The 7,969-nt window shown below is 43.6% G+C and carries 10 protein-coding genes; 1 reads left to right on the top strand and 9 read right to left on the bottom strand.

All coding sequences use genetic code 11. The features are described 5' to 3' along the window. The 7 genes from rplB to CCU_RS04855 all read right to left on the bottom strand — a co-directional run. Positions 1–600 (bottom strand): 50S ribosomal protein L2 (gene rplB, locus CCU_RS04885; protein WP_208896001.1); only part of this gene is annotated, 600 nt, incomplete at its 3' end. A gap of 98 nt (positions 601–698) precedes the next feature. Further along, entirely contained in the window at positions 699–998 is a 300-nt protein-coding gene (gene rplW, locus CCU_RS04880; RefSeq protein WP_004850114.1) for a 50S ribosomal protein L23, read from the bottom strand. Beyond that, on the bottom strand, positions 998–1,618 hold the full coding sequence (gene rplD, locus CCU_RS04875) for a 50S ribosomal protein L4 (protein ID WP_015533790.1): 621 nt from the start codon (positions 1,616–1,618) through the stop codon (positions 998–1,000). The genes rplW and rplD overlap by 1 nt, the downstream gene beginning before the upstream one ends. 23 nt (positions 1,619–1,641) lie before the next feature. Next, on the bottom strand, positions 1,642–2,325 hold the full coding sequence (gene rplC / locus CCU_RS04870) for a 50S ribosomal protein L3 (RefSeq protein ID WP_015533789.1): 684 nt from the start codon (positions 2,323–2,325) through the stop codon (positions 1,642–1,644). Positions 2,326–2,485: 160 nt separating this feature from the next. Beyond that, on the bottom strand, positions 2,486–2,797 hold the full coding sequence (rpsJ, locus tag CCU_RS04865) for a 30S ribosomal protein S10 (RefSeq protein ID WP_004850108.1): 312 nt from the start codon (positions 2,795–2,797) through the stop codon (positions 2,486–2,488). A gap of 331 nt (positions 2,798–3,128) precedes the next feature. Continuing rightward, entirely contained in the window at positions 3,129–4,028 is a 900-nt protein-coding gene (locus tag CCU_RS04860) for an OST-HTH/LOTUS domain-containing protein (protein ID WP_015533788.1), read from the bottom strand. A gap of 63 nt (positions 4,029–4,091) precedes the next feature. After that, entirely contained in the window at positions 4,092–5,252 is a 1,161-nt protein-coding gene (locus tag CCU_RS04855) for a class I SAM-dependent methyltransferase (protein WP_015533787.1), read from the bottom strand. Positions 5,253–5,403: 151 nt separating this feature from the next. On the opposite strand from CCU_RS04855, the gene CCU_RS04850 reads away from it, so the two are divergent. After that, positions 5,404–6,267, top strand: coding sequence for a class I SAM-dependent methyltransferase (locus CCU_RS04850; RefSeq protein ID WP_015533786.1), 864 nt, complete (start codon positions 5,404–5,406; stop codon positions 6,265–6,267). Between the two features lie 150 nt (positions 6,268–6,417). Here CCU_RS04850 and ybaK read toward each other — a convergent pair whose 3' ends face one another. Both ybaK and CCU_RS04840 read right to left on the bottom strand, forming a co-directional pair. Then, positions 6,418–6,915 (bottom strand): Cys-tRNA(Pro) deacylase, encoded by a 498-nt coding sequence (gene ybaK, locus CCU_RS04845; RefSeq protein WP_118017398.1) that lies wholly within the window; start codon positions 6,913–6,915, stop codon positions 6,418–6,420. A 123-nt stretch (positions 6,916–7,038) separates the two neighbouring features. After that, the coding region (locus CCU_RS04840) for a citrate synthase (RefSeq protein ID WP_015533784.1) at positions 7,039–7,969 on the bottom strand (931 nt) is incomplete at its 5' end.

The following is a 7,969-nucleotide window of genomic DNA, read 5'->3' as shown; positions in this document are numbered from 1 at the left end:
CTCGATATTTCCTACCTGTCCAACTGTTGCTCTACAGATAATCGGAACCATTCTCATCTCGCCTGATGGAAGTCTAAGTGTTGCATACTTTCCTTCCTTAGCCATGAGCTGTGCAGCGTTTCCTGCTGAACGAACTAACTGTCCGCCCTTACCTGGGTAAAGCTCGATGTTGTGTACCTGAGTACCAACTGGAATATTCTGAAGTGGAAGACAGTTACCAACCTTGATCTCTGCCTCTGCGCCATTCATCAGCACATCGCCAACTGCAAGCTTGAAAGGAGCAAGGATGTATCTCTTCTCTCCATCTGCATAGAACAGAAGTGCAATATTTGCTGATCTGTTTGGATCATACTCGATTGCAGCTACTGTTGCTGGAATACCATCTTTGTCATTTCTCTTGAAATCTATTATTCTATACTTTCTCTTAGCACCACCACCGTGATGTCTTACTGTTATCTTACCCTGATTGTTACGACCGGCTGTCTTGCTTGTTGAAACAACGAGTGACTTCTCTGGAGTTGTCTTTGTGATCTCTGAGAAATCAAGGCCAGTCATATTTCTTCTGGAAGGTGTATATGGGTTATATGTCTTAATTCCCATTGTTGTTCTCCTTTCGGTTCAATTTATTCTCACGCTTTGATTGCGTATACAACTAATGTGATGAGCAGCTATACTGTGCAGCCACCCACGGCTATATCTTAAAGTCCCTCGAAGATCTCGATGTCCTTGCTGTCAGCTGTAAGCTGAACGATAGCCTTCTTGTACTTTGCTGTGTTACCAAGTGTCATACCACGTCTCTTGACCTTACCGTCATTGTTCATTGTGTTGACCTTTGCAACCTTTGTTCCCTCGAACATCTTCTCTACAGCTTCCTTAACCTGTGACTTGTTTGCTTCTGGATGAACAAGGAATGTATATTTCTTCTCAGCCATAGCGTTCATGCTCTTCTCTGTGATCACTGGCTTAAGTATAACGTCATAATATTTGATATCTGCCATTATGCGTACACCTCCTCAATTGCTGCAACTGCTTCCTTAGTAAGAACAAGCTTCTCATACTTGAGAATATCGTATACGCTAAGTGAATTAGCTACTGTTGTCTTAACTGTTGGAATGTTGTTTGCTGAAAGAACAACGTTATTGTTCTTATCCTTTGTTACTACAAGAGCCTTAGGAGCTGAAAGCTTTGCAAGGATCTTTGCAAATACGCTTGTCTTAGCCTCCTGAAGATCAAGCTTGTCAACTACTACCAGCTTGTTCTCAGCAACCTTTGATGAAAGTGCTGACTTCATAGCAAGCTGCTTCTCTTTCTTATTCATCTTAACTGAATAATCTCTTGGCTTTGGTGCGAATACAACTCCGCCGCCTGTCCACTGTGGAGATCTTGTTGAACCCTGTCTAGCATGACCAGTTCCCTTCTGTCTCCAAGGCTTTCTTCCACCACCAGAAACTTCTGAACGTGTCTTAGCGCTCTGTGTTCCCTGACGGTTGTTGGCTAACTGACCAACTACAGCCTTATGCATTATATGCTCATTTATTTCTACACCGAAAACTGCATCATTGAGCTCTAATGTCTCAACTTCTTTGCCTTCAATGTCATAAACCTTAACTGATGCCATTGTTGTCTCTCCTTTCCAAAGCCCTACTTACCAGACTTTACTGTATCTTTAATCATAACCAATGACTTCTTTGGTCCTGGAACAGCGCCCTTAACCAAGATTACATTGTTCTCAACATCTATTTTAACTACCTCAAGGTTCTGGATTGTAACTCTTACGCTACCCATATGTCCAGGCATCTTCTTGCCCTTGAATACTCTACCTGGAGTAGTTGCAGAACCGTTTGAACCTGCATGTCTGTGATACTTTGAACCATGTCCTGAAGGACCTGACTTAAGGCCGTGTCTCTTAAGACCGCCTGCGTATCCCTTACCCTTTGACTTAGCAGTAACATCAATCTTGTCGCCAGCAGCAAATACGTCTGCCTTGATCTCTGCGCCAAGCTCGTACTCAGCAGTGTTCTCAAGTCTGAACTCTCTATAGAAAGCCTTTGGAGTTGTTCCTGCCTTCTTAGCATGACCAACCTCTGCCTTACCAGCACCATGTGGATTTCTGATAACTTTCTTTCCTGATACGTCCTTTGTTGTTACTCTTTCCTTCTTCTCGCCGAATCCTACCTGAATTGCATCGTAACCGTCATTCTCAACTGTTTTGATCTGGGTTACAACACATGGACCAGCCTGCAATACTGTAACTGGTGTTAATACACCGTTCTCGTCGAAAATCTGTGTCATTCCGACTTTTGTAGCTAATATAGCCTTCTTCATTTCTGTTTCCTCCTAATTTAATTCACAGCGGATTGCATCTGCAATCATACTAAATTACATCCGAAAATGCATTAGGTACTGTTATTTAATTGTTTCTGCGGTTTGTTTTAAATTAGTCCGCATCTAATTGGGTTTCTTTTGAATTGCTGTCTGACTTTGATTATTTCATCTTAACATCGATGAACACGCCAGCGGACAGATCGATCTTCTGTAATGCATCAATTGTCTTCTGAGTTGGTGCTACAACGTCGATAAGTCTCTTATGAGTTCTCTGCTCAAACTGCTCTCTTGAGTCCTTGTACTTATGAACTGCTCTTAAGATTGTGATCTTCTCAATCTTAGTAGGCATTGGAACTGGTCCGCTTACCTTTGCGCCAGTCTTCTTAACTGTATCAACAATCTGTGCTGCTGCCTTGTCGATAAGTTTGTGGTCATAAGCCTTAAGTGTAATTCTCATAATCTGATTTGCCATAAAAAAAGCCGCCTCCTTTTCGCACTTAATCTTAGTACAACAAGCGGTGACTGTACACTCTCCCGTGTGTGTCCTAGGTTAAAACCCAGAACCATCACGTCGTTTCTGTCCTCTTGACAGACGGTTATATTGTACAGTGACTTGTCGCCAGTTTTGTAAATTGACATTCGCTCCACGAAAAACCTGCGTCATATATGTACGCAGCAACCTCCGCTTCTCAGCTATCATGCCACAGCACGTTTGATTATATACTAGGGATTTCTTTAAATCAAGAGGTTTTTTTAATTTTTTTATGTTTTTTTGAATTTTTTTAACGGGTATTTACAGGGTATCACTCGCCAGATTCACTCAGCTTGAATGTCCTCTTCATCTTGATCCCCTTGTTCTCCCATATCTCAAACTTCGAAAAGCTTAAGATGAACCCGTAATCTGTATGGTAACCATAATTCTCCATCGCAAACCCAGGGAATCTGCTTCGAATCGCATCGAGCAGCTCTGCCATATCATCGATCTTATATCCCCTGCCCGTCATATACTCATATGCAAATGTGTCTATCTCCTCCCTGTCATCGACCAACGTCAGCTTTGTCACGCCATTCTCATCGGTATAAACCTTCACTCCACTCACATTATTCTCCACAAATGTATCAAGATGAGTATAGCCATAATTTCTGACATCAAAATCCGGGTATCTTCTCACAACGCCTTCATACACCTGTTCCATGACAGCATCTCTTCCCTGTCCTTTATAATAGGAAGAAACCGAATATATCTCCTTTGCTATATCACCTATATCCGGTATATCAGCAGTGCATTTTTCTCCGGCAAGAACATCTATATACATATATCTCTGGGCGCTGTTCACAAGGATTTTGTCTGCGTCACATGGACCGGCAACCACAACCTCTATATCCGTGAGCCTCAGCTTGTTGAGAAGCGGTACTGTCAGACTGTCCCCCGTTGCTATATATATGCGCTCTGGCTTTGAAAGCGCAGCATCCGCCATAACCTCCACGGCCAGCGCAACCATCGCCGATGACACCTTATACTCTCCGTGCATGCAGTCCTGTATTCTGAACCTCCCTGCACTCTCCATAAAGCTGTCATCGTCTTTGTCGGAATTAAACATCTTGCAGATCACAAGCTTGTCCGTTCTGATTATATCCTCATATATAACAGGCACAGCCTTTGCCTCTATGCTATCACAATCTATATACAGCGCAGCCCTCATGATATCCTCCTTAATAATATTCCACAACCATCACACACACAACAAACCACAGGTTTAATCCAATTATATCCTGCCATCCGCCTTAATCATCTCCATCAGAGTCTGTCTGAATCCAAACTCCTCACAAAGTGCTTCCGCATCCTTAAAAGCCTTCTTTCTCCTGTCCGGAGATACATTTTTCTTCACAGCTCTTATGAGCAGATTTTTAGGCGAATGTGCAATGTCTATAAATTCCATTATATCAGTCTTATATCCACACGCCTCAAGCATATGTCCACGGATGGAATCTGTTGCCAGCGCAGCTATCCTCTCCTTTATGATACCGTATCTTGTCAGCGCAGCCAGTTTATCAGAATGCATCTGTTTATTCAGCTCATGCTGGCAGCAAGGCACGGACAATATATACTGTGCGTTCCAGCAAATGGCATTGTACAGCGCATAGTCCGTGGCAACATCACACGCATGCAGCGTCATGACCATATCCACATCCACATCCGTCTTATACCCATTTATATCCCCAAGTCCGAATTTTAGTCCGGTATATCCAAACTGTTCCGCCAGCGCATTGCAGTCTTTTATCACCTGCTCCTTGAGATCCAGGCCGGTTATATGGACATCAAGCCCCTTAACCTCATGCAGATAATAATAAACTATAAATGTCAGATACGATTTGCCGCATCCAAAATCTACTATATTAATAGAAGGTTTGTTGTAGCTCTTCATGACATTGTCCACGATCTCCGCAAATCTGTTGATCTGCTTAAACTTGTCATACATGGAGTGCACAACCTTGCCATCCTTTGTAAATATGCCCAGATGGGTAAATACAGGGATATCCATTCCCTCTTCAAGTATGTATTTCTTTCTTCGGTTGTTTCCCTGAACAGTTATGAGTTTATTCTCCGTGTGCCTCTTATTCACAGCTATTTTGCCCTTCTTTGAGATCTTCACATCCCACTCCTCCCGGGCCGAGAACATGTTTATCTGTCTGAATCCATCCTGCAGATCTCCGGCCAGTGCTTCTTCAAGCTCGCCCTCATCTATATTCTGGTGGAACACCTGCTTCTCCGTATACCTTTCTATCTGAAAGCACCTTTTACCGCCTATGATTTTTCTCTCAAATACCACTTTTCTATATTCACCGCGTCCGCCACTGAGGATAATCTTGTGGGGATCACTCTGTACCATCTCTTCTATTAATTCTTTTATACTTATATCTGCCATTATTCCAACTTCTCCATTACCAACAATCTGTATCGTCATTAATCTCTGTCATCAATCTATGCACACAGCAGCCTTGACGCAGTGCTTTGATACAAGTATAATCTATAGGATATATTTTTTGAAGTTATTTTTATAAGGAAGGATTACATATATGTGGATAGCAGATGGATGGAAGGATTATGAAGTTATTGACTGCTCTGACGGAGAAAAGCTTGAGCGTTGGGACAAATACACTCTACTCAGACCAGATCCCCAGGTTCTGTGGAGCACTCCAAAGAAAAATCCTGCATGGAATAAACTGAACGGACATTATCATAGAAGCAACAAAGGCGGCGGAGAATGGGAGTTTTTCAGCCTGCCTAAGCAGTGGACAATAAATTACAGGGATCTGACTTTCAATCTGAAGCCATTCAGCTTCAAGCACACTGGTCTGTTCCCTGAGCAGGCTGTCAACTGGGACTGGTTCAGCGAACTGATAAAGAACTCACCTAAAAAGGATATTAAGGTGTTGAACCTGTTCGCATACACAGGGGGCGCAACATGCGCAGCCGCCAAAGCCGGAGCTGCAGTCACCCATGTTGATGCATCCAAGGGAATGGTTACCTGGGCAAAGGAAAACGCAGCATCATCAGGGCTCGCCGACGCACCGATCAGATGGATAGTTGACGACTGTGTGAAATTTGTCGAAAGAGAGATCAGACGAGGCAACAAATATGATGCGATCATCATGGATCCTCCTTCATACGGCAGAGGACCAAAGGGTGAGATATGGAAGATCGAAGAGAAGATCCATCCTTTCATCAAGCTCTGCAGCCAGCTTCTCTGTGACAAGCCGCTTTTCTTCCTTGTAAATTCATATACAACAGGTCTCGCGCCTGCGGTGCTCACATATATGATATCCACAGAGGTAAAGAGCAGATTTGGCGGACATGTTGTGGCAGATGAGATCGGACTTCCTGTCACAGAGACAGGTCTTGTTCTTCCTTGCGGTGCCGCCGGAAGATGGCAGAGATAACAACGGATCGGTCGAGGCAGATACATTTTGCAGATAAACTAAAAGCAGGAATATGAAACCCAGCAAACTTCGTTATAGGGGCTCATATTCCTGCTTTTTTTAATTTTTCAGCTTCTTAATTTCAGCTTTTTTGTCACGTAATTTAGTCCTTTACACCGTCACATCCACATACTCCAGACGTATGACCTTCTCCAGATCCGCAGGGGCTATCTCTATCTGATACCCAACCTTACCCGCACTCACATACATCTTATCAAGATTTTCAGCACTTGCATCTATCGTGGTCCTGAAAAACTTCTTCATACCGATAGGTGAGCAGCCGCCATGTATATATCCGGTAAGAGGGAGGAGTTCCTTTGCCTTGAGCATATCTATCGACTTCTCTCCCACAGCCTTCGCAGCTTTCTTGAGATCAAGTTCCTCCTTGACAGGAATTACAAACACGTAATTTGCGCCGGACTTCGCAACGGTCACCAGGGTCTTATACACATACGCAGGATCCTGTCCAAGTATGGCAGCAACCTTCTCTCCATTCGTCTCGCCCGTCTCCACATAACAATAATGGTTGTACTTTATCTTCTTGCTGTCAAGTATGCGCATGACATTTGTCTTTTCCTCAGTCTTTGCGTTCTTATTCTTATCTTTCATGTTCCAGTTCATCTCCTTGTCATCAAATGCACTAAGCGCCCCAACCTTGTCTATTGAAGATTGAAGCGCTGTATGCATGTCTATTGTATTCTCCGGCTTTATCTTAATCTGCCGTACATAACTTTATCTGTCTTCCATCGGCAGATACTCTTTGTGTGTTCCCACATACTTATATGCAGGTCTGATGATCTTGCCGGCATTGACAAGCTCCTCTATTCTATGCGCCGACCATCCTGCAATACGTGCGATGGCAAATATAGGAGTAAACAGCTCGATAGGGATACCGAGCATCGTATATACAAATCCACTGTAGAAGTCTACATTTGCCGATATAGGCTTGCCGCTGCGTCTTCTGGCCGCAAGCAGTCTTCCTGATATCTCCTCAACCTTCTTGTACAGCTCAAATTCCTTTGTCCTGCCCTTCTCCTGGGCAAGTCTCTCTGCATATCCCTTGAGTATCCTAGCTCTAGGATCTGAGTTGGTGTATACCGCATGACCCATTCCATATATAAGGCCTGAATGGTCAAAGCCATTCTTGTCAATAAGTCCTGTGAGATATTTCTCCAGTGCAGCCTCATCATCCCAGTTCTTGACATGGCTCTTGAGGTCATCAAACATCTGCTGAACCTTGAGGTTTGCACCACCATGCTTAGGTCCCTTCAGCGATCCAAGTGAACTTGCAACTGCAGAATATGTGTCTGTTCCTGTCGACGATACTACATGAGTTGTAAATGTGGAGTTATTACCACCACCATGCTCAGCGTGTATAACCAGACATATGTCAAGCACCTGCGCCTCAAGCTCTGTATATTTCTTATCCGATCTGATAAGCCTCAGGAAATTCTCTGCAGTGGAAAGCCCCGGCTTCGGATTGTGTATTACAAGACTCATGTCGTGGAAATAGTGCTTGTAGCCCTGATAACCATATGCGGCGATCACAGGGAACTGTGCTATCAATTCCATACACTGTCTGAGAACATTCTCAATGCTTATATCATCCGGATTATCATCATATGAATAGAGTGTGAGAACACATCTCTGCAGAACGTTCATC

Source organism: Coprococcus sp. ART55/1 (assembly GCF_000210595.1).
GTDB classification, from domain to species: Bacteria; Bacillota; Clostridia; order Lachnospirales; family Lachnospiraceae; genus Coprococcus; species Coprococcus aceti.
The sequence above is the reverse complement of the archived record's forward strand: the minus strand, read 5'-3'. Positions and strand labels throughout refer to the sequence as shown.

Bases quoted from the DNA above. Each gene is read 5' to 3' on its own strand.
- CCU_RS04850 (WP_015533786.1), top strand. From the start codon at position 5,404: ATGTGGATAGCAGATGGATGGAAGGATTATGAAGTTATTGACTGCTCT.
- ybaK (WP_118017398.1), bottom strand. From the start codon at position 6,915: ATGAAAGATAAGAATAAGAACGCAAAGACTGAGGAAAAGACAAATGTC.
- CCU_RS04860 (WP_015533788.1), bottom strand. From the start codon at position 4,028: ATGAGGGCTGCGCTGTATATAGATTGTGATAGCATAGAGGCAAAGGCT.
- rplD (WP_015533790.1), bottom strand. From the start codon at position 1,618: ATGGCATCAGTTAAGGTTTATGACATTGAAGGCAAAGAAGTTGAGACA.
- CCU_RS04855 (WP_015533787.1), bottom strand. From the start codon at position 5,252: ATGGCAGATATAAGTATAAAAGAATTAATAGAAGAGATGGTACAGAGT.
- rplC (WP_015533789.1), bottom strand. From the start codon at position 2,325: ATGAAGAAGGCTATATTAGCTACAAAAGTCGGAATGACACAGATTTTC.
- rplW (WP_004850114.1), bottom strand. From the start codon at position 998: ATGGCAGATATCAAATATTATGACGTTATACTTAAGCCAGTGATCACA.
- rpsJ (WP_004850108.1), bottom strand. From the start codon at position 2,797: ATGGCAAATCAGATTATGAGAATTACACTTAAGGCTTATGACCACAAA.